At 72.0% G+C, this 21,877-nt stretch carries 20 protein-coding genes; 12 read left to right on the top strand and 8 right to left on the bottom strand.

Features of this window, described 5'->3' with window-relative positions; genetic code table 11:
- Nucleotides 1-21 precede the first annotated feature (21 nt).
- On the bottom strand, nucleotides 22-1,551 hold the full coding sequence (locus tag ACGF5U_RS28005; protein WP_392716414.1) for an FAD-binding oxidoreductase: 1,530 nt from the start codon (nucleotides 1,549-1,551) through the stop codon (nucleotides 22-24).
- A gap of 496 nt (nucleotides 1,552-2,047) precedes the next feature.
- On the bottom strand, nucleotides 2,048-2,179 hold the full coding sequence (locus ACGF5U_RS28000; protein WP_392716412.1) for a hypothetical protein: 132 nt from the start codon (nucleotides 2,177-2,179) through the stop codon (nucleotides 2,048-2,050).
- 110 nt (nucleotides 2,180-2,289) lie between these two features.
- Here ACGF5U_RS28000 and ACGF5U_RS27995 point away from each other — a divergent pair, with 110 nt between their 5' ends.
- The 3 genes from ACGF5U_RS27995 to ACGF5U_RS27985 all read left to right on the top strand — a co-directional run bounded on the left by ACGF5U_RS27995 (nucleotide 2,290) and on the right by ACGF5U_RS27985 (nucleotide 5,352).
- Nucleotides 2,290-3,486, top strand: coding sequence for a S8 family peptidase (locus ACGF5U_RS27995; protein ID WP_392716410.1), 1,197 nt, complete (start codon nucleotides 2,290-2,292; stop codon nucleotides 3,484-3,486).
- A gap of 463 nt (nucleotides 3,487-3,949) precedes the next feature.
- Nucleotides 3,950-4,369, top strand: a complete 420-nt coding sequence (locus tag ACGF5U_RS27990) for a hypothetical protein (protein ID WP_392716408.1) — start codon at nucleotides 3,950-3,952, stop codon at nucleotides 4,367-4,369.
- Between the two features lie 257 nt (nucleotides 4,370-4,626).
- The gene (locus ACGF5U_RS27985; RefSeq protein ID WP_392716406.1) at nucleotides 4,627-5,352 is read left to right on the top strand and encodes a phosphotransferase; all 726 of its coding nucleotides are present in this window, start codon (nucleotides 4,627-4,629) and stop codon (nucleotides 5,350-5,352) included.
- 97 nt (nucleotides 5,353-5,449) lie between these two features.
- Here ACGF5U_RS27985 and ACGF5U_RS27980 read toward each other — a convergent pair whose 3' ends face one another.
- Nucleotides 5,450-6,070 carry an L-threonylcarbamoyladenylate synthase gene (locus ACGF5U_RS27980; protein ID WP_392716404.1) on the bottom strand — a complete coding sequence of 207 codons (621 nt, stop codon included), beginning with the start codon at nucleotides 6,068-6,070 and terminating at the stop codon, nucleotides 5,450-5,452.
- A gap of 217 nt (nucleotides 6,071-6,287) precedes the next feature.
- Between ACGF5U_RS27980 and ACGF5U_RS27975 the strand changes: the two genes are divergently transcribed.
- The 4 genes from ACGF5U_RS27975 to ACGF5U_RS27960 all read left to right on the top strand — a co-directional run bounded on the left by ACGF5U_RS27975 (nucleotide 6,288) and on the right by ACGF5U_RS27960 (nucleotide 8,896).
- On the top strand, nucleotides 6,288-6,653 hold the full coding sequence (locus ACGF5U_RS27975) for an MmcQ/YjbR family DNA-binding protein (RefSeq protein ID WP_392716402.1): 366 nt from the start codon (nucleotides 6,288-6,290) through the stop codon (nucleotides 6,651-6,653).
- A gap of 103 nt (nucleotides 6,654-6,756) precedes the next feature.
- A complete protein-coding gene (locus ACGF5U_RS27970; protein ID WP_392716400.1) occupies nucleotides 6,757-7,221 on the top strand; it encodes an SRPBCC family protein in 465 nt (154 codons plus the stop codon).
- Between the two features lie 680 nt (nucleotides 7,222-7,901).
- Nucleotides 7,902-8,126 (top strand): hypothetical protein, encoded by a 225-nt coding sequence (locus tag ACGF5U_RS27965; RefSeq protein ID WP_392716398.1) that lies wholly within the window; start codon nucleotides 7,902-7,904, stop codon nucleotides 8,124-8,126.
- 488 nt (nucleotides 8,127-8,614) lie between these two features.
- Complete coding sequence (locus ACGF5U_RS27960) at nucleotides 8,615-8,896, top strand: alpha/beta fold hydrolase (protein WP_392716396.1); 282 nt, start codon at nucleotides 8,615-8,617, stop codon at nucleotides 8,894-8,896.
- Nucleotides 8,897-8,929: 33 nt separating this feature from the next.
- Here ACGF5U_RS27960 and ACGF5U_RS27955 read toward each other — a convergent pair whose 3' ends face one another.
- Nucleotides 8,930-9,274, bottom strand: coding sequence for a hypothetical protein (locus tag ACGF5U_RS27955; RefSeq protein WP_392716394.1), 345 nt, complete (start codon nucleotides 9,272-9,274; stop codon nucleotides 8,930-8,932).
- Nucleotides 9,275-9,610: 336 nt separating this feature from the next.
- Here ACGF5U_RS27955 and ACGF5U_RS27950 point away from each other — a divergent pair, with 336 nt between their 5' ends.
- Nucleotides 9,611-11,707, top strand: coding sequence for a pectinesterase family protein (locus tag ACGF5U_RS27950; RefSeq protein WP_392716392.1), 2,097 nt, complete (start codon nucleotides 9,611-9,613; stop codon nucleotides 11,705-11,707).
- A gap of 181 nt (nucleotides 11,708-11,888) precedes the next feature.
- On the opposite strand, the gene ACGF5U_RS27945 is transcribed toward ACGF5U_RS27950, so the two are convergent.
- Nucleotides 11,889-15,323: a hypothetical protein gene (locus ACGF5U_RS27945; RefSeq protein WP_392716390.1), complete on the bottom strand. Its 3,435-nt coding sequence runs from the start codon at nucleotides 15,321-15,323 to the stop codon at nucleotides 11,889-11,891.
- A 391-nt stretch (nucleotides 15,324-15,714) separates the two neighbouring features.
- Here ACGF5U_RS27945 and ACGF5U_RS27940 point away from each other — a divergent pair, with 391 nt between their 5' ends.
- A complete protein-coding gene (locus tag ACGF5U_RS27940; protein WP_392716388.1) occupies nucleotides 15,715-17,019 on the top strand; it encodes a serine hydrolase domain-containing protein in 1,305 nt (434 codons plus the stop codon).
- 37 nt (nucleotides 17,020-17,056) lie between these two features.
- Nucleotides 17,057-18,169, top strand: a complete 1,113-nt coding sequence (locus tag ACGF5U_RS27935) for an ABC transporter substrate-binding protein (protein ID WP_392716625.1) — start codon at nucleotides 17,057-17,059, stop codon at nucleotides 18,167-18,169.
- A 47-nt stretch (nucleotides 18,170-18,216) separates the two neighbouring features.
- Here ACGF5U_RS27935 and ACGF5U_RS27930 read toward each other — a convergent pair whose 3' ends face one another.
- The 3 genes from ACGF5U_RS27930 to ACGF5U_RS27920 form a co-directional block, all read right to left on the bottom strand.
- On the bottom strand, nucleotides 18,217-18,600 hold the full coding sequence (locus ACGF5U_RS27930) for a VOC family protein (RefSeq protein WP_392716386.1): 384 nt from the start codon (nucleotides 18,598-18,600) through the stop codon (nucleotides 18,217-18,219).
- Between the two features lie 188 nt (nucleotides 18,601-18,788).
- The gene (locus tag ACGF5U_RS27925) at nucleotides 18,789-19,712 is read right to left on the bottom strand and encodes an RNA polymerase sigma-70 factor (protein ID WP_392716384.1); all 924 of its coding nucleotides are present in this window, start codon (nucleotides 19,710-19,712) and stop codon (nucleotides 18,789-18,791) included.
- 167 nt (nucleotides 19,713-19,879) lie between these two features.
- On the bottom strand, nucleotides 19,880-20,353 hold the full coding sequence (locus ACGF5U_RS27920) for a carboxymuconolactone decarboxylase family protein (RefSeq protein ID WP_392716382.1): 474 nt from the start codon (nucleotides 20,351-20,353) through the stop codon (nucleotides 19,880-19,882).
- 172 nt (nucleotides 20,354-20,525) lie between these two features.
- Between ACGF5U_RS27920 and ACGF5U_RS27915 the strand changes: the two genes are divergently transcribed.
- Both ACGF5U_RS27915 and ACGF5U_RS27910 read left to right on the top strand, forming a co-directional pair.
- A complete protein-coding gene (locus ACGF5U_RS27915) occupies nucleotides 20,526-20,909 on the top strand; it encodes a DoxX family protein (protein WP_392716380.1) in 384 nt (127 codons plus the stop codon).
- Between the two features lie 677 nt (nucleotides 20,910-21,586).
- A complete protein-coding gene (locus tag ACGF5U_RS27910; RefSeq protein ID WP_392716378.1) occupies nucleotides 21,587-21,865 on the top strand; it encodes a hypothetical protein in 279 nt (92 codons plus the stop codon).
- The last annotated feature ends 12 nt before the right edge of the window (nucleotides 21,866-21,877 follow it).

The raw sequence follows: 21,877 nt of genomic DNA, 5'->3' as shown, positions 1-21,877 counted from the left end.
GCGGGCGTGGCGTGGCGTGGCTCAGTCCGCCGGGCCGCCCACCGCCTGCTCGTAACGGAACAGTCCGGTGGGGTCGTACCGGCGCTTGACATCGGTCAGCCGGTCGTAGTTGGCGCCGTAGTACGCGCGCCGCCAGTCGCGTAGATCCGGGTCGGGGAAGTTCACGTAGGCCGCTTCGGTGCCCAGGTGGCGGCGCAGCGTGTGGTGGACCGTACGGGTCTGCTCCAGCAGGCCCCGGACCTCGGCGGCCGGGGCGCCGGGCTTCCAGTGCGTACCGACGTCGATGACGAACGTGGCCCGGCGGTGCGGGTAGGCGGTCTCGTCCGGCCGGGGCCCGCCGCTCTCGCCGCCCATGGCGAACAGGGTCACATAGCCCGTTCCCGCGCCCGGTCCCGGGCGCCAGCCGCGTGCCCAGTCGGCGACGGCGGCCACGGTGTCCGGGCTCGGCCACCGGTCGGGGACGAGGGACTTGGAGGCGTAGGCGTCCTTCGGCCCCGGCGTATCCATCAGGTAGTCCTGCGCGGCCCAGAACCCGCGTTCCTCGACGAAGGACTTGACGGGGCGCAGCCCCAGGAGGGCCGCGATCCGGCGGCGCAGCGCGTCCTCGTCGCCGAGCCGCTGCCCGAGCACCGTGAGGGCGGTGGTGCCATCGCCCGTGTGCTTGAACCCGATCCGTACGTCGAAGTCCCCGGCGTGGTCGCCGTCGAGGATCTGCCGCAGCTCGTCCATCACCCGGACCCCCGCCTCCAGGGCGAAGGTGAGGTCGAACACGGTGGCCCGGAGCCGGCTCACCGGAACGGAGTCGAAGACGAATCCGGTGTTGATGCCGAAGTTGCCGCCGGCACCGCCCCGGCACGCCCAGAACAGGTCGGCGTTCTCGTCGTCGGCCGCGCGGACGAGGGTGCCGTCGGCCAGGACGACCCGGGTCTCCACCAGCCGGTCGCAGGTGAGGCCCCACTTGCGGTCGTTGAAGCCGAGTCCTCCGCCGAGGGTCAGGCCCGCCACCCCCACGCCCGGGCAGCGCCCGCCGGGGAAGTACAGGCCCGCGTCACGGGCCGTGTAGACGTCCGAGTTGGTGGCCCCGCCGCCCACACGCAGCCGGTTCCCCGAGGGTGCGACCTCCTTCAGCGCGCGGACACTGATCACCAGGCCGGGGGTGGTGGAGTAGCCGGCGTAGCTGTGCCCGCCGGAGCGTGGGGCCAGCGGCACCCCGTGCTTCGCACACCACCGGACCGCCGCGCGCACGTCGTTCTCGGTCGCGCAGGCCAGGACACCGGCCGGGCGTACGGAGGCGTACCGCTGGTTGTCGGCCGTCGCGTGGGTCGCGTAGGCGCTGTGGCCGGGACGGTACAGCCGCGCACCCGTGCTCAGGCCGCGGGCGAGTTCGCGCCAGGCGGCGCTCTCGATGCCGTCGCCCGCGTAGGCGCGGCGGCCGGCGGCCACGGCCGAGCCGCCTCCGCCGCCCAGGGCGACGGCGACCCCCGCGGCCGCCACCCCCGCGGCCGCCACCCCTGCTCCGGTGCGCAACAGCTCTCGTCTGCCAGTCTCCATGGTGGAACTCCCTCGTACAGTGGTCCGGACGCCGGACATACGGCCCGGCCCACCTTGGCCGGGGGCATCCCGGGACGGCCCTGTGACACTCCCGGAGAGCCGCCTTTCATGCGAACGGACCGGTGCCACCCGGTGCTGGCGCGGGGACCTCCCGCCGTGGAGGCGCCGACGGAGTGGCGACTGGTCGCCAAGGCCGGTGGACGGCGGTTCCGGCCGGTGGTGGGCGGCAATTCAGGGGGAGGGTGTCCGCGACGTGGTGGTGCCGGTCGTGGTGCCACCATCGGCGTCGTCGACCTCGACGGCAGTAATTCATATGAGTATTCACCTACTTGTGTGAGTTCATCCCATCGGGCGCATGCGTGGAACCTCGGTAGGTCATGTACATGACATGAATCCGAGCGGTGTCGGACGGGTGACGTGTCCGACGGGTGCCCCGCCGCGAAGGCTGCCTCATCCGGAACACCGTCCCCGGCAAGCGCGTCACGGCGGGCAGCCCCTACGACGGCATCGCGACCCACGTCGCGCAGTACGCCTGCTCCATGTCCCAGGCGTTCCACCGGCGGTTGGACGCGAGCTTCGCCAACCCGTCGCGGTTCCGCGTCGTCTCCAGGTCCACGAGCCGGTCCATGCGTCCCGAAGACACCCTCAGGGCCACGCGTCCGACGTGCCCGCGCCCCCACGACCTGCCCCCGAACCGGCCCACCCCACACCTCCACCCTCTCGTGAACGGAGTGCCCCATGAGGCTGCCCGCGCGCTGCCTGACCGCCGCGCTGTTCCTGCTGCTTCCCCTCGCCGCCCCCGCCGCGGCGGCCGTACCCGGCCCCGAACCCGGGCCCGAGCCCCGCCGGTCCACCCCGGCGCCGCTGCGCACCACGGCGGAACCCATCCCCGGCCAGTACATCGTCACGCTCGCGCCCCGGACGGCCGCCGCGCAGGTCAGCCGCGAACTCGGCATCACGCCGCTCCACTCCTACAGCAGCGCGCTGCACGGTTTCGCGGCCAAGCTGACGGCGGCCCAGCTCGCAACCGTCCGCTCACTCCCGGACGTGGAGGCCGTCGAACAGGACGCCGCCGTCACCGCGACCCCGGTCGACACGCGCTCCACCCGTGCCCAGGCGTTGAGCTGGGGACTGGACCGGATCGACCAGCCCTACCTCCCCCTCAACGTACAGTTCCACGTCAACGGCAACGGTGCCGGGGTGGCCGCGTTCATCCTCGACTCGGGCATCGACTACCGCCATCCGGAATTCGGCGGCCGTGCCGTGTTCGGCTTCGACGCCATCGGAGACGGCCGCAACGGCCAGGACTGCAACGGTCACGGCACCCATGTCGCGGGAACGGTCGGCGGTGCGAACTACGGCGTCGCCCGGGCCGCCGCCCTCGTCAGCGTCCGTGTCCTGAACTGCGAGGGCAAGGGCAGCAACGCGGGCATCATCGCCGGTCTCGACTGGGTCGCCCAGCACGCCCGGCAGCCCGCCGTCCTCAACGGTTCCCTCGGCGGGCCGAAGAGCCAGGCGGTGAACGACGCGGCCACCGCCCTGTCCCAGCGGGGTGTTCTCCCCGTCATCGCGGCCGGCAACAGCGCCATCGACGCCTGCGGCGTTTCCCCGGCCAGCGCACCCGGAGTCCTCACCGTCGGTGCGACCAACCACCTGGACCAGGAGACCGGCTTCTCCAACTTCGGTCCCTGCCTCTGGATGTACGCCCCGGGCGCCGCGATCGTCTCCGCGAAGCTCGGCGGCGGCAGCGTCGCCCTCGACGGCACCTCCATGGCCGCCCCGCACGTCGCCGGTGTGGCCGCCCTCTACAAGGCGGGCCACCGGGACGCGTCACCGGCGACCACGGCGACCTGGCTCGCCGAACAGTCCGTCAAGAACGTCCTCACCGTGAGCAAGGGATCCCCCAACCGGCTCCTCCAGACCGGCGGACTGTGACACCCGGCCACCACCCCTGAGAGCACTCGACATCGACACCCGCACGGCCCGCCCCGACCGGGGGCGGGCCGTCGCGGCGTTGTGGCGGCCGCAGCCGTCGGCCCCGGGCAGGCGCCGACCGCCGCGCAGCCGTCTGCCCGTGCAGCCGCCCCCGCGCCCCCGCGGGCCCTTCTCTGTCCCGGGACAGGGCTGTCCCAGCAGGTCAGGGCCTTGGGGATCCCGAGATCGGTGAAGCATACGGGACACGCTTGCGGGTGCCCGGTCGGCCTCCGCAGACTCTGAGCAGTCCGGCGCCGCAGCCGGCGACTCCCCGCTCCCGGGGCGTCGACTCCCACCGCCGCTCGCGGCCGATCACCTGATGAACCACCAGTGTCGTCGCGACCGACGACGCCCTGGCGCGTGATCGACCCAGCGGCTCGCTCCCCACAGCGGGGATCACCCAACCGATGAAGGAGACCTCACCATGCGACTCTTCCACTCCCGTACGGCACGCCGCGGTCGCACCGGCCTGGCCGCCGGCCTGACGGCCCTGGCACTGGCCGGCGGCATCGCCTCGGCGGCACCGGCCCAGGCCGCCTCACACAAGCTGGACTGCCTCATCACCGGCGGGTTCTCCTACACCGTGTGCTCCGGCAAGCTCACCGTTCACCCCGGCCAGCGCGTCGACGTCGATCTCGTCTCCTCCGGCGGGAAGAAGGTGCGGTTCTGCGTCGAACCGTACGGCGGTGGCTATGACCACGGCTGCACGGGCTGGCTGCACCCCGGTGCGAGCACCGCTCGTGTCTGGCACAACGACACGGGCATCGCGAAGGACGTCCAGCTCATCGCGGGCAAGGACGTATCGGTGAGGGTCCGAGCCCAGGGCGGTTTCCACGTCCGCTGACAAGGCGGACGACGGCGGACAGCACGCACCGCTCGCCCGGGGCACGACGGAGAACCCGAACCAGAGGGTGCCCTCGAGCCACGGGTGAGCGGCCGCCCGGACCGACGAGACCGCGGCGTAAGGTGAACGGGCCGTGACGGCTCACCCGTGCCGCCGCCACGCGCCGTTGCCAGGGGGCGCGGGGGACAGGCACGGCATGTGCCGCATGTCGCCTGAGAGGCATCGGGGTGCTGGAGCAGCTTCGCGCATGGGGGGACGTGAGCGTCGTCGGTCCACTCACCGGCGGTGTCCGTAACGAGGTCCTGGAGGTCCGGCTCGGTGGGGACAGGCTCGTGGCGCGGCGCAGCCGGCGCGGAGCCGCCGCCCTGGCGTGGGAGCTGGACCTGCTGGCGTTTCTGGGCCGCCACGGCTTCACGGTGCCGGGTGCGGTCAGGGCACCGGACGGTCGTCGACATGTCGACGGTGTCGTCGTCCAGCGCTGGCTGGACGGCGATCCGCCCGGCGTCCACGACTGGCCGGCCGTCGCGGCCGAACTGCGACGGCTGCACACGCTCACACGCGGCCGGCCGCAGCGTCCCGGGTTCCGCTCATGCCGGGACCTGCCGCACACGGAACGCGGCGGAGACGTCGATCTCACCGTGATGCCGCGCGTCGCGGTCGAGGTCTGCCGCGGTGCCTGGAGGGCGCTGCCGGACGTGCCGCAGGCCGTGGTCCACGGGGATCCGGCGCCGGGCGACATCCGGGTGACGGCGACGGGCATCGGACTGCTGGACTGGGACGAAGCCCGCGTCGACTGCGTGGACCTCGACCTCGCCGATCTTCCCGTGCCGTCAACTCCCGCCGGACCGGCTGGCAGCGGCACGAGCCGCGGTGGACGCCTGGGAAGCGGCGAACGGCTGGCGGCTGGAGCCGGACTACGCGCGCCGGCGCCTCGCCGCGCTGATGGACCGCACACCGTGACCGGTGAGACATCCCAGGGATGAGCCGCTCACGACGGGGCCGCACGACGGGGCCCGCACGACGGCGCTGGGGGCGGCCCTTGTTGGACGGCGCTCGTAGGACGGGGCGCGCCCGCCAGGACTACTCGAACCGTGCGCTGTCGCCCGCTCCCCGGCGGACGACCTCGGCTTCGCCGCTGGAGAAGTCGATGACCGTGGTCGGCACCGTACCGCAGTCGCCCGAGTCGACCACGGCGTCCACCACGTGGTCGAGCCGCTCCTTGATCTCCCAGCCCTGTGTCATCGGCTCCTCCTCGTCGGGCAGGAGCAGGGTGCTGGAGACGAGCGGCTCACCGAGGTTCGAGAGGAGGGCCTGCGTCACGACGTGGTCCGGAATCCGTACCCCGACCGTCTTCTTCTTCGGGTGCATCAGCTGGCGCGGCACCTCCTTCGTCGCCGGGAGGATGAAGGTGTAGCTGCCGGGTGTGGCCGCCTTGATCGCGCGGAACACGTTGTTGTCGACGTGCACGAACTGGCCCAGCTGGGCGAAGTTCTGACACACGAGCGTGAAGTGGTGACGTTCGTCGAGGGCGCGGATCGACCGGATCCGGTCGAGGCCGTCACGGTTGCCCAGCTGACAGCCCAGCGCGAAGCAGGAATCCGTCGGATAGGCGACGAGAGCGCCGGAGCGGATGCTGTCGGCCACGCTGTCGATGGTGCGCTGCTGAGGATTTTCCGGGTGCACGTCGAAGTACTTCGCCATCTGCCGAGCCTAAGCGATCAGGACCCGTCCGGTGACGCACCGGACGGGCCGACGAGGGAAGGGGACCATCGGTCCACGCCGCCGTCGACCGGCCGGGCCGTGCACGCGTGCGGCCGGTCTCCCCGATGGGCGTGGCCGAAGGGACAGGCCGCGCGCCCGCCGGTACCCCGAGGCCGGGCCGCCGCCGGTGTCAGTGGCGCTGGCTACTGTGGTGACCATGATCGATGCCGAGGACGTCCGCCGAATCGCCCTGTCCTTCCCGGAGACGGTGGAGAAGGAAGCCTGGAGCATGCCCACGTTCCGCGTCGCCGGGAAGATGTACATCACGATCCCCGACGACCAGACGTCGTTCGCCGTGCGCTGCCCCAGACATGAGCGTGCGGAGCTGATCGCCGCCGAGCCGGAGAAGTTCTGGGTGCCGCCCCACGAGGCCGGTTCGGCATGGGTCCGGGTACGGCTCGCGGCGCTGGAGGACCTGGACGAGCTCCGCGACATCCTCGTCGACTCCTGGAGACAGGCGGCGCCTGACTCGCTGGCCGAGCGGTTCCCCGACCTGCGCCCGGGTGTGGCCCCCGGCCGATGAACGCGTCGCGCCCTGACCTGGACCCGGTCCCCGACGTCCACGTGTGGTGTGGGGGAGACGCGGATGCCGTCGGCCGCTGTTCTCATGGAGGCGGGAGGTCGTCGTGGGTGATGTGAGAGTCGTGGTCGAGCGCCGGATCGCCGCGTCCGCCGGGCGGGTGTGGGAGGTCCTCACCGATCTCGAAGGCATGCCGGCGGTGCTCAGCGGCGTGGACCGGGTCGAGGTGCTCACCGAGGGCCCGTTCGCCGTCGGGACCCGCTGGCGCGAGACGCGGCGCCTGTTCGGGAAGCAGGCGGCCGAGGAGATGCGGGTGACAGTGTGCGAGCCGCCCTCGCGCTTCGTGGTCGAGGCGGACTCGCGGGGCGCCCACTACGTTTCCGAGTGGGTCCTGGCCGCGGGCGGTCCCGGTTCCACCACCGTGCGCATGACGTTCACGGCCACACCTCCCGGAGGGCTCGCCGGGCTCCTCGGCAGGCTGCTGGGCGGGATCGGCGCCAAGGCGGTGGCCAGGACGGTGGCGAAGGACCTCGCCGATGCGGCGGCGGTGGCCGAGGGCGCCGAGTCCTGAACCGGGAGCGCCGTACTACGGCACGACCCGGGTGTCCAGGCCCGACCCACGCGTCCGGCCCGCCCCGCGAGCTCGGCCCCCCGCGTCCGGCCTCGCCCCCCGCGTTCGGCCCGCCCCGCGCGTACGAGATCGACCGGCGCGTACGACCCCGCCCCCCGGGGGTACCCGAACCGTTCCGGACGTTCGACGTGGGAGGCGACATGAAGTGCAGGACCTCGCAGGACCGTGCCCGCGAACGGGCGAGCGCCTCCGGGACGTCCCGGAGCATCGAAGCGACCGATTCCCACTACGGCACCGAAGGCCGGTGAGAGGCCGTCGTCCCGGGGCTTGTGGTGATCGGCAGGAACTCCGGGAGAAACCGAGGCATGGCGTGGCCTCCCGCAACCCGGCGGCAGAGCGGCGCGTCCATGACGGACGGTTCCGTCCTGCCCGGTGGCCGCGGGGTGATCGTCCTGGTGCGGCGACGGCTCACAGGGCATGGGACCGGTCCCGCAGTGGCGGCCGTCAGGGGCTCGTGCGCCCCTGTGTGGTCGGCATCACAGTGGCGGCTTCCGCACGCCAGGTCGGTATGGACGGCAACGCTGTCGAGGGACGTCCGCGAGGCGGGACAGGCCGTGCCTGAGGTCGAACGACATTCACGTCTATGTTGTTGGGCCCTCGGGGCCGCATACTGGCTCGTAATGACGAACCAATCCGCGCCACGGCGCTATCTGCCCACCAGTCCCTTCAAAGCACGCCCCGACCGTGTGATCGAGGACTTCGCCCTCGGAGACCGTGTCTCTCACGACCGACACGGCCTCGGCAAGATCGTTGGTGTGGAGCTCGCAGGCGGGGCGCTCCTCGTCGACTTCGGCACCAGCCAGACCCGCATCGTCAGCCCCTACCTCGGCATGCACAAGCTCTGAACCGCCCGGCGTCGTGTGTGAACGCCTGACGAGGCCCGCCCCGGTACGGGGCGGGCATGCGTCCACGTCCGTCCACGCTGGACGGGGACGTCCCAGCAGTCGAAAACGACCCCGAGATGCGGCAGCCGCACCCGCACCGCACCCGCATCTGCACCCGCGTCTGCACCGGGCACGCGCCGGTCCGCAGGCCCGACGACCGCCACAGAACGCCGGCCCCGGCGCCAGGGGCGACAGGCCCGCCTTGCCCACGAGCCGGGCAGGTCAGCCGGCTGACGGGCGCGCCGGTATCCGCCGCCGTCGCCGCACTCCGCCCTGGTCCGCCGCCTGATCCTGGTCGCCGGATGGGCACACACCGACAGCGACGAGTACCTGCGCAACCTCTTCGCCCTGTGGAAGCAGCTCGGGACCTCCCGACCCGCCGCCTTCGGCCTCGCCGTCGCCGTGACCGGCTTCAGCCGCGGATTCCGCAACGCGATCGCCGGGAGCAGGTGGAGCTCCTGATCCCCGACATGCCGCCAACCCCCGGCACCCTGCGCCACGTCGACCTCGACACCCGAATCGGCATTCGCGGCTTTGTCCCGCGCAGACAGGCCGAGACGCTCGTCATCGGCCGCACGCGGGACATCACCATCCCGCTGGAGATCAGTCACGCCCTGCATGCCGCGATCGCGAACAGCACGTGTGCCGAGACCGACGCCGGACACGTGGCGTTCTCCGAGGAGGAGGACGAGTTCGTCAAGCTGGTCGACGATTTCACGCTCACCCGGTGACATCGCGGCGCGCTCACGCCAGTTGCCGCGTGGTCATCCCACTGCCTCAGGTCCTTCCAGCTCGAACGCGGTGCGGCAGCGTTCAACCTGATCGGCCACCTGCTCCATGAACCAGCGCATGATCTCGTAGGGAATGACATCCTCGTTGTGGCTTTCGATACGGACGGTCGGTTCCACATCCGGGTCCTCGTCCGGGACAAGCGCCACGAGCAGAGCAGCGCCGGGCAGGTGGGTCACCACGGCGTCGGGGTTCTCGGCCCCCGTGCCCGGCACGGGCCTGGCCTCGCTCAGCTCCACGGCCCAGGCATCGTCGGGCAAGGCGTAGTGGAAGAGGACGGCGTAGTGGCGTCCCGCGTGTTCGCGAAGGTCCCATGGCATCTCCGCAGGCTGCCACAGCTGCGAGGTCCCTTTCGGGCCGACGCCGTGATCACCGTGGTGTTGCCGCGCAGAAGCTGAATCGCCAGGTCGTGAGCGTATTAGGTGGCTACCCCCCCCGGGGGGTGCGGTCGTCTGGATCCGCGAGTTCTGGAACCGCGCCGAGGGTAGCCGAAGGCGGTCGCCAATGGACCGTCCGCGGCCGGGAGTCGTGACGGCCTCGCCCCAGGAACTCCCTCCGCGCGGCAACCTCCCGCCGTCCAGCGGCAACTGTCATGTGCTCAGCGGCCGAGTGTCCGCAACGAGCAGCACATCCCACCGCAGTATCGGAGCCAATACATGACTGAAACCCGTGGCAGGGCACGCCACCGCCGCCGCAGGACTGCCCTCACCGTCGGTCTTCCCGTGGCCCTGGCCGCCGCAGGCGCCCTCGCCTACGGCACCGCCTTCGGGGTGTTCGGTGAGGACCAGCGGCAGACGGCTTCCGCGGCGCCCGCCGCTGCACCGGCCTGGGCCGATGACGTCGCCGACGGCTTCGCCTCCGTCAACGCGCTCGGCCAGAACGGCACCTACGGCGGCCGTGGCGGCAGAACCGTCACCGTGAGAACCCTCGCGGACCTGGAGAAGTACGCGACGGCCGCCGAACCGTACGTCATCGTCGTGGCCGGGACCATCACCATGAACCCCGTCGGAAAGGAGATCAAGGTCGCGTCCGACAAGACGATCGTCGGCTCGGGAACCGCCGGGCACATCGTCGGAGGCGGCTTCTTCCTCGGGCAGGGCGTGCACAACGTCATCATCAGGAACCTGACGATCCGCGACTCCTACCAGGGCATCTGGAACGACAAGGACCACGATTTCGACGCCGTCCAGATGGACGGCGCCCACCATGTGTGGATCGACCACAACGACCTGCGGAACATGGCGGACGGACTCATCGACGTCCGCAAGGACAGCACCTACGTCACGGTGTCCTGGAACAGGCTCAGCAACAACAACAAGACCTTCGGTATCGGCTGGACCCCGAACGTCGTCACCGACATCACCATCCACCACAACTGGCTGCGTGAGACCGAGCAGCGCAACCCCTCCACCGACAACGCGGCCCACGCCCACCTCTACAACAACTACCTCCAGGACGACACGGGTACCGGCATCACCACGTCCTACGGCAACTACTCCCGGGGCAAGACCAGGATGGTCCTGGAGAACAGCTACTTCCAGGGTCTGAAGAACCCCGTCATCAAGGACGGCACGGCGGCCCTCGTCCAGCGCGGCAACGTCTTCTCCGGCACCAGCGGCCGCAACGAGAGCGGCGGCACCGCGTTCGACCCCAAGGCGTACTACGCCTACACGCTCGACAAGGCCGCCGACGTGCCCAAGCTGCTCAAGGCGGGCGCCGGCCCGCGTACGTCGATCGGTACGGCGACGGCGACCGCGGCCCCCACCGCGGCCCCCACAACGGCGACCGCCGCCGCGACCACGCTCACCGTCGCCAAGGACGGCAGCGGCCGGTTCAGCAGCGTGCAGAAGGCCGTCGACGCCGTCCCGGCGAACAACACCTCGCGCGTCGTCATCGCGGTCGCGCCCGGAACGTACCGGGAGACGGTGAAGGTCCCCTCGAACAAGCCGCACGTCACCATCCAGGGCACGGGCGGCAGCCGCAAGGACACCGTCATCGTGTACGGCAACGCGGCCGGCACCCCCAAGCCGGACGGCTCCGGCACGTACGGCACCAGCGGCAGCGCCACCGTCGCCGTGGAGGCCGACAACTTCCAGGCCCGCAACCTGACCGTCACCAACGACTTCGACGAGGCCAGGAACCAGAACCTCAACGGCCACCAGGCCGTCGCACTGCGCACCGCCGCCGACCGGGTCTTCCTGGACGGCGTCATCGTCCACGGCGACCAGGACACCCTGCTGCTGGACACCGCCGCCAAGGACCGGCTCGGCCGCGTCTACGTCACCGACTCCTACATCACCGGCAACGTCGACTTCGTCTTCGGCCGCGCCACAGCGGTCATCGACCGGTCCATCCTGACCCTGAAGAAGCGCTGGAACGGCACGTCCGCCGGATATGTCACCGCGCCGAGCACCGCCGCCGACCGCAAGGGCTTCCTGATCAACCGGTCCGTGGTCAACGGGGACGTGTCCCCGGGCAGCTTCCACCTCGGCCGCCCCTGGCACGCGGGCGGCGACGCGAGCCTCGACCCGCAGACCACCGTCCGCGACACCCACCTCAGCGCTGCGATCAAGACCAACCCGTGGACCGACATGAGCGGTTTCTCGTGGAAGAACGACCGCTTCGCCGAGTACCGCAACACCGGTCCCGGCGCGGGCACCGCCGGCACAGAGCGCCCGCACCTCACCGACGCCCAGGCAGCGGACCAGGAAGTCAGGGACTGGCTCGGCGGCTGGACACCCTCCGCCTCCTGACACACCCCTGCGGGCCGTACGGAGCGGCAAGGGCCGTACGGAGCGGCGTGGACCGTACGGAGCGGCGTGGACCTACGGACGCATGAACCGTACGGATCGCTGCCGGGTCTACCGGCGGCGTTCCCACGCGGCGGTGCACCGGGGAACGGCGCACCGCCGCTTCCCGCGAGGAGGTGGCCGGTCACGCAGTGCGGTACAGGTCCGCCAGGAGCGCGGCTTCCGCCACGTCCGGGTGCGGGGAGGCGCGCAGCTCGGCGAGCCGCGCGGGCCAGGGCTCCGCCCAGCGGGTGCGCGATCCGGCTTCCCGTACCAACTGCACCGCGGCGAGGCCGGCCAGGACCGAGCCCTCCTCGCGCAGGACGGCCACCACGCTGTGCACCGCCTCCGTGGACGGCGGTCCCACGGGGGCGACGCGCAGCCGGTCCCGGAAGCCGGCGCGGCCCGGGCTGTCGCCCGCCACGGCGAGCCAGCGCCGCCAGCGCCCCGGTGCCGGATCGTTCTCGCGAAGTGAGGCGACCGCCGCCTGCAGCGCGGCGCCGGCGGCACTGCCCGGCAGCCCGGCGTCCAGGAGGGCGGTGGCGAGAACGTCATGGGCCGGCGGCGGGAGCAGGTCGTACCCGGTCGCCGTCGCGTCGAGGACCCTGAGCGCGGCCCTTCGATCCTCGTCGGGGCCTCCGCGCGCCTGGCCCACCAGGTCGCCGCACGCCGCTCGCAGGGCGTCCAGGACCGCCGCGGTGCCCGCACGGCGGCACAGGATCCGAGCGGCCCTGCCCCGCACCGATGCCGGGCGGTCGGTGTCGGACACGGCGGCCGCGAGCGTGTCCAGCACGGTCAGGACCGCGCTCGGCGCACCCTGTTCCAGGGCACGCGCCGCGGTCTGCGCGACCTCCGCGTCCGCCGTCCGGACGAGCCCGGCGAGGAACGCCGCGAAGCCGGCGCGGGCCGGGGGAGCGGCCGGCCAGGCGGCCAGCGCGGCTTCCCGTACCGCCGTCGAACCCAGCCGGGCGGCGAGCCGCGCGCGGACGGCGGGTTCGTGGATACGGGCCACGAGCGCCGACGCCATGACGGCGAGGACGTCACGGTGCTGACCGGGCGCGTCCCAGGCGGCGAGCAGTGCCGCGAAGCCTGTCCGGCCCGGGAGGGCGGCCAGCGCTCTGGCGGCCTCCTTACGGCTGCCTACGGGGCCGGCGACATCGTTCAGGACGGGTGTGAGGACGGCCACCGCCTCCTCGTCGGGCACGGTGGCGAGCAGCTCGCGCAGCCCCGTCATGGCGGCGCGCCCGCGCACTCCGCCCACCGCGGCGTGGTCCAGGAGCAGGGCGACGGTCCGGGGGTGTGCCGAGGCGCCACCGCTGTCCGCGGCGATGGACCCGAGCGCGGTGAGCGCCGCCGCTGCCACCGGCTGCGGCGCCTCGGCGGCCAGGGACGTGAGGACATCCGGATCGCCGAGCAGGGCGGCGGCATCGGACCGTTCCCGTAGCGGTGCCTCCTCGTCCACGGCGACGCGCCCCAGATGGGCGTCGAACAGGGCGCGTTGCCGGGGCAGCCACCGCCCGGTGACGCGACGCCTCAGCCGGGGCACCCAATGGGGCGGAGGACTCCCGCCCAGAACGGTGTCGAGCAGGTCGGTCCGCCGTGCGGTGAGGGTACGGAGTACGACCGGCACCGTCACGAACGAGGCGTCGGCGGCGATCAGTTCGGCGCACCGGCTCTCCCTGGTGGCGGGCGCCGAGACCCACAGCGCGGCCGCCCGCTCGATCACGGCCCGGTCCCGCAGGGCCCGGTCGGTCAAGGACTGGTCGGTCAAGGACCGGTCGGGGTGTCGCCGTGCGATCCGGCCCAGCGCCTCGTCCAACGCGGGCAGGACCGGCAGATGCGGGGCGAGGAGTGCGGCGACGGTCACGATCCGGTGGGCGGGGCCGACGCCGGGCATGCCCCGCGCCGCCTCCGCTCCTGCCCCCCGCGCGCCTACCGCCTCCGCGCCTACCACCCGCGCCCCTACCACTTCCGCTCCTACCACCGTCGCCTCGACCGCCTCCGCCGTGACGCGATCCAGACTCAGAGGGCGTACGTCATCGCCGGGGCGCCGCGGATCGGCCACGACCCTGCCCAGCAGCAGGGCGACCGCAGCCGCCCGTCGGGTGTCTCCCGCGCGGGCGGCGCTCTCGGCCGTACGACGCAGCCAGCGTTCGGCGGCGGCGAGCGTCCCGGCGGTGGAGTCGCGGGACTGCACGGCCGTGAGAGCGGCGTCCCGGAGCGCACCGAACGGAACGGCGTCGAGCAGAGCCGCCGGCGTGGCGGCGGCCTGGGCCAGAGCGGCCCTGCGCACCTCCTCCTGGTCGTGCCAGGCGCGTTCGCAGGAGCTGAGGACCCGGGCGTACGCGTCCGGATCACCCTCCAGGGCGGCGCAGCCGAGCAGCGCGGGCCAGGCCAGAGCCCGCTCGTCGCAACGGTGGGCGCCGGTGAGTTCCCGCAGAAGGGGCTCGCCGTCGGCCAGCGGCAGGAGCGCGGCGAGGCGGACGCGGGGCAACGTCCTGCGCCCGGCGCGGCCCTTGAGCCACCCGCCGACGAGTTCCCGCCGGTCGGCCGGTGCCAGCGCACTGATCGAGGTCTGGCCGGAGATCCATGGCCTGGTGTTGTCCTTCGCCCACGCTTCGACGATGCACCGGCGTTCGGCCGGATCGAGCAGGGCCAGTACGGGATGTGAGCCCGCCGGGTGCGGCATTCCGTGCGGCCACGGCTGCTCGCTCGCGCAGACCTTCGCGAGGAGGCGCACGTCTGCCCGGTCGAGCCCGTGGAGGGCACGCAGCACCCTGCGGGGCAGTGGCTCCGGGACCAGCGGGAGCCGACGGGCACCGGTACGCCGGAGGGAGCGTGCTACGCCGGCCGGGTCGCGCAACAGGACGACGCAGGCCCGTTCGGTGAGCAGCTCGGGTGCCCGTTCCAGCAGCAGCATCCCGGCAGCGGGGTCGCGGGCGGTGAGGGTGTCGACCAGTCGTGGGCAGTGGCGGCGCAGTCGGGTTCGTCTGGTGGTGTCGGCCGCCTCGTGGAGGGCGGCGAGGTGGGCCGCGACCGCCGCCGGCGCGGTACGTGCCAGCGACTTCAGCACTCCTTCCGGTACGCCGGATACGGCGGAGAGCCGAGGCAGCCAGGTCCCGACGGTGTCCGGCGCGCAGGCGGGCAACAGGCGGGCCGCGTCCTGCTCCCCGTACCGCTGCAGCACGTCCGGCAGCAGGCGACCGGCGAGCGAACGGCGTCGGGACAGGCGCAGGACGCGGTACGCGTCCTGGCGCACGGCTCGTACGTCGGACAGCGCCACCGCCGCCAGCGCTTCGTCAGGCACGGGCAGCCGGACGGCGGCGGCCAGGGCGCGACGCCGCAGCAGCGGGTCGGTCAGAGCGCGCGTGACGACGTCGAGATCACGCCGGACGACGGCGAGGAAGAACGCGAGCCAGCGCTCGTCGGCGCCACCGGCGTCGAGAACGGTGTGGAGAGCGCGGTACCGGGACTCGTCCAGGGACCTGGTGTACTCGGCGATGGCCCGCGTACGGGACGAGTGCGGCATGGGGTCGAAGCGGGCGAACAGAGCGGCGGCTTCTTCGTGGGCAACGGTCATCGCGATCACCGGAGGATCGCGAGGCCAGCCTTTCGGATCATCATGCGGCGATGCTGGCACCTGCGACCGCGCCGACGCAACCACGTTTCGCCGAACGCGGCCGAACGCGGCCGAACGCGAGCGACTATGCGGCCGACTGCGCGGCCGAACGGACGGCCGAACACCGTCGAACGCTGTGGCCAGGTGGCCAAGGCACCATGGGGCGCTGCCCCCGCCCCGCCTCCCCGCCCAGCCCCCCGCCCCTGCGCCGGTCGCCCACGCCCGCCCGGCACCCCGCAGCGCGCCGCCACCTTCCCCGCCCACCCCGACGATCAACCATGAAGCGGCCGTTCGGCGTCCTTCGCGCCACAGGGGCGGTCCGGCCCCGCGATGACCCCGGAGGCACACACCCATGAAGCAGCGGGCCTTACGCACCGTCGCAGTCGCCCTGGCGGTGGCCGCAGCCGTCGGGGCGACCGCACTCGCCCCGGCCGGACACGCGGCGCAGTCGCAGCACGGCCATGAGGCGACCCGGACCGCGCTGCGTGATCTGGTCGAGAAGGGTGGACTTCCCGGCGCGGCAGCCGAGGTCCAGGACGGCAGAGGCAGTTGGTTCGCCGCGTCCGGGTACGCGGACACCGGCACGGGCCGTGAGCGTTCCGCCCGCGATCGCTTCCGCGGGGCCAGCATCACCAAGACGTTCGTCGCGACCGTTCTGCTCCAGCTGGAGGCGGAAGGGAGGCTGAGCCTGGCCGACACGGTGGAGACGTGGCTGCCCGGCCTGCTTCAGGGCAACGGCTACGACGGCAGCGAGGTGACTCTGCGTCAGCTCCTCAACCACACCAGCGGCATCGCCGACTACACCTCGGATCCCGCGTTCATACACAACGCCGCCGGCCCCGGCTTTCCGGAGCACCGGTACGACAGCCATGAGCCCGAGGAGCTGGTGGCGACGGCCCTGAAGTACCCGCCACTACCCGACCCGCAGAACGCGCCGTCGTACGCGAACACCAACTTCGTGATCGCCGGGATGGTCATCGAGAAGGCGACGGGCCGCTCGTACGGGCGCGAGGTCACCCGCCGGATCCTCCAGCCGTTGAAGCTGCGTGGGACCTCGTTCCCCGGAACGGCGCCACAGATGCCGCATCCGCACCCCGTCGGCTACTCCCGGCTCCACCAGGATGGCCCCGACGCCGAGATCCATGACGCCACCGAGCAGAACATGACCTGGCTGGGCGCGGCCGGCGATGTCATCTCCACGAGCGGCGACCTCAACCGGTTCCACCGGGCCCTGATGCGAGGAGAGTTGCTGCCCCCGGCGCAGCTCAAGGCGATGCTCGACGAGGTGCCGGCGGGGGAGGGGATCGGGTACGGGCTCGGAGTCGAGTTCGCCGAGCTGTCCTGCGGCCTGAAGGTGGTGGGCAAGAGCGGCCGTACGAACGGCTCGCTGTCCGCGATGGTCGGAACGCAGGACGGGAAGCACCAGCTGACGTTCAACGTCAACGGCGACTGGTTGCGGGATGGATCGCTCTACGTCAATGTGATCGAGGCCGAGTTCTGCGGGCGGGTTCCGTTCCCGACGGACAGGCCCTCGTCTGCGAAGGGCCGGCTTCCCGCAGGCCCCGCCGCACTCCTGCGACAGGGGTCTCCCGTCGATCGTCCGGCGTGGTGGGGCAGGGTGGAGCGATACGACACCGGTGCGACGGCGCGCCGTTGAGCGCAGCCGAATCACCGGCACAGGGAGAAGCGAACGTATGAATGCGCCACCATCGCGACACGCAACGGAACGCTCCGACGAAACACCCGTCAGGATCGGTGCCCTCGTTCCGCTGACTCGGCCCGGCTGGGTCGAGGCCGGCCGTCACCTGCTCGCTGGGCTCGAGCTGGCCGCAGACGAGGTCAACGACAACGGCGGTATCGGTGGAAGACCACTCGAACTGGTGATCCGAGACACCGCCGCTGACCCGCAGAGGGCCGCTGCGGCCGTGGAGGAATTGGCCCGCCTGGGCGTGGCTGCCGTGGCCGGGGAGTATCACAGCGTCGTCGCGCGCGCCGCTGCCGCCACGGCCGACGCGCTCGGAGTGCCGTTCCTCTGCTCGTCGGCGGTGCTCGACACTCTCACCGACGAGCCGACGGACTGGGTCGCGCGCCTCGCCCCGGCGCAGTCGCACGGCTGGCGGATCTACGCGGACTTCCTCCTCCGCGCGGGCCACCGTCGAATCGCCGTGGCAACCGAACCGAGCGTCTACTGGGCCTCGGGAACCCGCGTCCTCCGGGACCACCTCTCCCCACGCGGCGGCACCGTCATCGAACTCGATGTACGCGCGCTCGCCCCCGCGGCCGTGTGCGACCAACTCGTCGACAGCCGCGCGACTGCTCTCCTTCTCCTGGTCGGCTTCCCCGGGCCGGCAGTGCCGATCGTCACGTCCGTCCGCCGGGATCAGCGCCTCGCCGAGCTGATGATCGGTGCCCCAGCCGGACAACCGGAGTTCGCCGCATGGTCGACGTCGCTACGCCACGACGGTGTCGCGATCCCCTTCTTGCGCTACCTGCCCGAGCGCCTCACCCCACTCGGTGTTCGCGTCGGGAAGGCCCTTCGCGAGCGGCTGGCCGCAGCGCCCTCCTTCGTCGCGTTCGAGGGCTACGACACTGTCGCGGTCCTCGCCCACATGCTGCGTTCTCACGGCTCGGACCGGGCGCGCATCGCCGCGTCCTGGCCGCGCGTCGCGGTCGACGGCACCCGCGGGCAGATCCGGTTCTCGCGCACGCCCGGCATCAGCGTGTGGCAGTGGGCTTGGCCGCCGACCCAGGTCGTGCACCGGGAACCGGCACGACCCGACCGCTTCCGCGTCCTCCACGCCACCTGAGAGAGGCGACCGAGCTGCTCGGCGACGGGACACGCACGTGCACACGGTCAGAGGGGCTGGAGACGGGAGTGCAGGAGGCAGAACACATTGCCTTCCGGGTCGGCCAGGACGTGCCAGTTCTCGGTGCCGGTCTGACCGACGTCGACGGGCCTGGCGCCGAGAGCGAGCAGCCGCTCCAGCTCGGCGTCCTGGTCGCGGTCGGTGGGGTTGACGTCGATGTGCAGCGGGAGCTTCCCGGCCCGGGGGTCGCTGCTGGGGCTGAGGACGAGGGTGGGCTGCAGACCGCCGAAGCCGGCATCGGGCGGCCCGATCTCGATGCTTCCGTCGTCCTCCCGGCCGAGTTCCACGTAGCCGAGGACCTCCCTCCAGAACGCGGCGAGACGGTCGGGGTCGGCGCAGTCGAGGACCAGCTCACTGATGCGGCATGCCATGCCTGTCAGTGTACGGAGACCACCCGGAAGCCGATCGTCGTTTTTCCGCGTGCCGGAGGCGGCTCCCGACCCGCGGCCGAGCACGCCGCGCCCCGCCACGTACACGACGCTTCAGAAGCCTGGTCGCCCGTCCGGCCCGCCGCTGACCTGAGCTGCCGGCGAGCGAGCCGGCCCGCGCCGCTCGCCGGTCACCTCGCCTTCCGGCGGGCCGCCTTCACCTCGCGGTCGACGGCCCACGCGTCGGCGACCGGCCCGAGGTGGCTCAGCTTGTCGGGATTGATCACCGAGCGGATGGTCTGGATCTGCCCGTCGAGCACATCGAGGGCCAGAGTGTGGAGCACCTTGCCGTCCCGGTCGCGGAAGACCGCTCCCGGCTGGCCGTTGACCTCGTGCGGTACGAACGTCACCTCGACCCGGGCCATCTGGGGGAAGGCGGTGGCCAGCAGCCGGGCCACGTTCTCGGCGCCGATGACGGTCCTGGCAAGCTGGGGCGCCTTGCCACCGCCGTCCCCGACCAGTTGGACGTCGGCGGCCAGCAGGCTCTGCAGCGCGCTCACGTCCCCGTCTCGCAACGCGTGGAAGAACCGCGCCGCCAGCTCCTGCCGCTCCTGGCGGTCCGCTGCGAACCGCGGCCGCCCGGCCTCCACGTGCCGCCGCGCCCGCACCAGCAGCTGGCGGCACGCCGCCTCCGAACGCCCCACCGCCGCCGCGACCTCGTCGAACCCGAAGGCGAACACCTCCCGCAGCACGAACACCGACCGCTCCAGCGGACTGAGCCGTTCCAGGAGCAGCAGCGCCGCCATCGACACCGAGTCGGCCAGCTCAGCCGAGCGCGCCGGATCCTGGTACGGATCCCTGAGCAGCGGCTCGGGCAGCCACGGCCCTACGTACTGCTCCCGCCGCACCCGCGCGGAGCGCAGCACGTCGATCGCGATGCGCGTCACGGTGGCGGACAGAAAGGCTTTGGCCGACGTGGGTGTGGTCGTCGAGCCGTCGAAGCGTAGCCACGTCTCCTGCACCGCGTCCTCGGCCTCGCTCACACTGCCCAGAATCCGGTAGGCGATCGAGAACAGGAGCGGCCGCAGCTCCTCGAACTCCTCGACCTTGTTCACGCCGATTCCCCCTTGATTCCCTCCCGCCCCGCGGTCTTTCGCGGGGCGGGGGTCGTCTGATGATCATCCGTTCTGCCGGCGGGCCGGAGCAACACCGGCCCGTACGGGGCCGGCAGCCGCCCCGGTATCGGTTGCCGACACGGATCGCTGGCCCGTGCCGGTTCCGTTCAGTGGAACTGCCCGGGCTCGTAGTCGCCGGCCGGCTGCCGGGCGATGATGTTCAGCCGGTTCGCCGTGTTCATGAAGGCGACCAGGACCACCAGAGCGGTGAGCTGCTCCTCGTCGTAGTGCGTGGCCGCACGCGCCCAGACCTCGTCGCTGACTCCGTCGGCCGCGTCCGCGACCCGGGTTCCCTGCTCCGCCAGCTCCAGCGCGGCACGCTCGGCCTCGGTGAAGACGGTGGCCTCCCGCCACGCCGCCACCAGGTTGAGCCGCACCGAGGTCTCGCCGGCGGCGGCGGCCTCCTTGGTGTGCATGTCGATGCAGACGGCACAGCCGTTGATCTGGCTCACGCGCAGCGCCACCAGTTCCTGTACCGCGGCCGGCAGCGGCGAGTCCTTGATCGCCCTGCCCGCCGACATGAGGTGCTTGAGGGCGTTGCCAGCGGTCGGGCTGGCGAAGTAGTTCAGTCGCGCGTCCATGGGGTGCTCCCTCCGTGCCATCCGTGGCTACACCCCTGAGACGAGATGACGCGACCGTCTGTGACACGGACGAATGTGACCCGAGTCTCCATGCTCCCTGGTGTACGGGGATGTCACAGGCCGGGGTGCTGTCTCGTCTCAGGGGATGCGGAAACCCGATCAAGGAGCTGAGATGAACCTCGCGCTGTGGATCATTGCCGGGCTGCTGGCCGTTGTCTGCCTGGCCGGCAGTGCCAAGATGTTCGTGCCGAAGGAGAAGATGGCCGGCATGGCCACCTCCACCCGATGGGTCGAGGACTTCAGCCCCGGCGCCCTCAAGGCCATCGGTGCCGTGGAACTCCTGGCCGCGGCGGGCCTGATCCTGCCCGCCGCCCTCGATATCGCTCCGGTTCTGGTACCGCTGGCCGCGACGGGGCTGGTGTTGCTCTTCGTCGGCGCGGTCACGACGCGCCTCCGCCGTGGTGAGAGGGTGACGATCGCGGGCGACTTGATCTACCTCGTCCTGGCCGCGTTCGTCGCGTGGGGCCGCTTCGGCCCCGAGTCCTTCACCGGCTGACCCCAGGGCGAAAGGAGCCGGTTGCGCAACGGGTCGGGCAGGGGGCTCAGGCGCAGCACACGCAGATCCAAGGCGGCCGACGGTCACCGAGTGGTTGACGGTCATCGAGTGGTCGACGGTCATCGAATGGCGACTGGGTCACCCGTCCACCGTGCTCCGGCGTCGGCCGCTTGCGCCCGAGTACACCCCTGTGTACACCGATGGATTCGGTGCGGGGCCGGTGGCCGAGGCGGCGGAAGTCGACGAACAAGCTCAGGAGCCGTCCCATATCCCTCTATCCCCAGACGCTTGGGCCTGCGCTGTCGGAACCGCTCCGATGCTGCGCCGCTCCGATGCTGCGCCGCTGGATTGCTGCGCCGCTCGGACCCGCCGACGCGAAGAGCCTCCGCCCGCGCCATCGCCGGACGACCGTGGTACATGGGATGGAGCGCTCATCACTGCCGAGGCGGCAGGCGGCAACACAGTTCGGTGACCGTCGGCGACGTCGGGCCCCGGCGACGGAACGCGCGCGAGGCCTCGTGGCTGCATCAAGGCGCCCCTGGCTCCGCGCGGGCCAGGAACGCTGCGACGGCCCAGGGAGCCGGACGGCCCCGAGCGCGCTGGTCACGGCGAGTGTTCCTGGTCACAGGCAGAGACAGGGATGTGACGAGCGGCGGGTGTGCACCGTCTGAGAGGGCATGAACGACATGACCGATGAGGAGATCGCCCGCGCAGTACGCGGCATCGTCGCGATGGAGGCCGCACGTGAGGTGCTGGCCGCACGGGTGACCGCGCTGCGTACCGCCACGACCCCCGAGGAACTGGCCGAGCGGAACCGCGACGGCAACGCCATGGCGGAGGCCGACACCCGGATCCTGCTGGAGTCCATCGAGGTGCTCGACCGGCTCGGCATGACGGCCGCCGCCATGGCCTGCTCCCACGTCGCCCAGGAGGAAGGCATCCTCCCTCCTCCGTGACCCGTATGCGAT

It is taken from the genome of Streptomyces sp. NPDC047886, from assembly GCF_043204435.1.
Taxonomy (GTDB): Bacteria; Actinomycetota; Actinomycetes; order Streptomycetales; family Streptomycetaceae; genus Streptomyces.
Note: the sequence above shows the minus strand (reverse complement) of the source record. Positions and strands in the feature narration are given on the sequence as shown.